Here is a 2,540-nt window from a genome sequence, read left to right as displayed (position 1 = left end):
CTTCCCTACCACACTTTCAATCTGTACCGGAAGCACAGCACCGGTTTTAAATGCTACTTCACCCAACGGAATCACAGGAACGTGGAATCCGGCGGTTGTGAGCAATACGGCAAGCGGAAGTTATGTATTTACACCCAATGCCGGGCAATGTGCCACAAATATGACTTTGAACGTAACTGTAACCAACGGAATCACGCCAAACTTTCCCACATCACTTTCAATCTGTACCGGAAGCACAGCACCAGTTTTAAATGCTACTTCATCCAACGGAATCACAGGCACGTGGAATCCGGCGGTTGTGAGCAATACGGCAAGCGGAAGCTATGTATTTACGCCCAATGCAGGGCAATGTGCCACAAATATGACTTTAAATGTAACGGTTTCTAATAGTATCACGCCAAACTTCCCTACTACACTTTCAATCTGTACCGGAAGCACAGCACCGGTTTTAAATGCTGCTTCACCCAACGGAATTTCCGGAACATGGAATCCTGCAGCAATCAGTAATACCGCAAGCGGAAGCTATGTATTTACACCCAATGCAGGGCAATGTTCCACAAATATGACTTTGAACGTAACTGTAACCAACGGAATCACGCCAAACTTTCCTACCGCACTTTCAATCTGTACCGGAAGCACAGCACCGGTTTTAAATGCTACTTCACCCAACGGAATTACAGGAACATGGAATCCGGCGGTTGTGAGCAATACGGCAAGCGGAAGCTATGTCTTTACACCAAATGCCGGGCAATGTGGAACAAGTATGACTTTAAATGTAACCGTTACGAATAGCATTATCCCGGATTTTGCAACAGAATTGGCATTATGCAACGGAGATGGCGCGCCAGCATTGGCTACTACCTCACCAAATGGAATCACAGGAACCTGGAATCCGGCCATTATAAACAATACCACAAGCGGAAGTTATGTATTTACTCCAAATGCCGGACAATGTGCTTCAAACGTGACATTAAACGTAACAGTAGGACAACTTGATTTTAAAGTAGATAACGGATGCGAAGGTGGAAACTATAGGCTGACCGTTGTTCCAATTTCTGATTTTGATAGTAATGATGTTGATTACGAATGGAAAAATAATCAGGGCATCAGAGTAGGAACCGATTCCAGCCTGAACGTAACCGAACTGCTGAACTCTACTCCTGTTGAAGAAGAATTCCCTATAACTTATACGGTACAGGTGACCACGGCACAAGGATGTACCTTAACCAGAGAAGAAACCGTATACGGTATTTTCTGCAGCATACCAAAAGGAATATCTCCTAACAACGACAATAAAAATGATGAATTTGACCTTAGCGGATTGGGAGTAAAAGAATTGACCATTTTCAACCGATATGGGGTTAAAGTATACGGATACAAGAATTATACAAACCAATGGAAAGGACAATCTGATGACGGAAAAGAACTTCCGGATGCGACCTACTATTATGCCATTAGCAAAAGCGACGGACAAACAGTAACCGGATGGGTTTACCTCAACAGACAACGATAAAAACATTTAAGTAACTGTTTATTAAATATTTAATAAAGAAAAACCAATCCTTCCAAAGTAGAATAAACATTACTTTTCGTAGGTTTTGAAATAATGCTAATCTCCCATACTATGTCAAGAAACCTTAGCAATCCTGTCAAAAAAAATACGTTTTTATTTGTGGTCTTATTTTTTTTGGTAACCCTATCCGATGCTACGGCACAGATTTATTATCATAATTTTGGTACAACGACTATTTCGGCACATCCTTATACGGTGGCACCAACTACCCTAAATACGCATTTATCCGGCTCTTCGTGGAGCAATAGCCTTACTACATGGACAAGCACAGCAGGAGCTACAGGCGAAGCTTTACGTCTTACTACATCAACAAATGCGACTATTACCCTGACCTTTAATGTTGCTGCTAATTATCAGGCAGATGTTACTTCGTTTAATTTCTGGAGACAAAGGAGTAATTTCGGACCTCAAAACTGGTCGATGTCCATCAACGGTATTACTGTTGGAAACGGTACTATAGATGCCACCGGCAGTGCTATTGGAACAACCAATGTTGCCAATCCGGTTTCCGGATTAACAGGAACTGTTACCGTAGTGATTTCGCTTAGCGGTTCTACCGGAAACGGAACACTGCGTCTGGATGATTTTACTTTGAACGGAAGCGTAACTTCTAATTGTGCGGCACCTGGAATTACTTCTTTTACACCTGCTTCCGGACCACAGAATACATTAGTCACCATAAATGGTAGTGGCTTTACAACGGGAAGCGGAACTTCTTCCGTAAAATTCAACGGTATTCCGGCAACCAGTTTTACTGTTGTTTCCAATACGGTTATCAAAGCCTATGTACCGGCCGGAAATGCTTCAGGACCAATCAGTATTACTACCAACGGATGCGAGGGTTTTTCCACAACTAATTTTACCAGGATTTCAACAACCAGTGTAGGGAATTATTCCAGTGACATTTATATTTCTGAACTTTATGATGCACAGGCCGGTGATGGCGGTGTTATAGAATTATATAACG

The 2,540-nt window shown here is 42.3% G+C and carries 2 protein-coding genes; both read left to right on the top strand.

Annotated elements, in window-relative coordinates; translation table 11 throughout:
- On the top strand, positions 1–1,513 hold a 1,513-nt coding region (locus BGO88_RS08115), incomplete at its 5' end, for a T9SS type B sorting domain-containing protein (protein WP_286706553.1).
- 111 nt (positions 1,514–1,624) lie between these two features.
- Positions 1,625–2,540: IPT/TIG domain-containing protein (locus BGO88_RS08110; protein ID WP_286706552.1), on the top strand; the 916-nt coding region annotated here is incomplete at its 3' end.

The sequence above is a fragment of the Flavobacterium sp. 38-13 genome (assembly GCF_001899155.1).
GTDB classification, from domain to species: domain Bacteria; phylum Bacteroidota; class Bacteroidia; order Flavobacteriales; family Flavobacteriaceae; genus Flavobacterium; species Flavobacterium lindanitolerans.
Note: the sequence above shows the minus strand (reverse complement) of the source record. Positions and strands in the feature narration are given on the sequence as shown.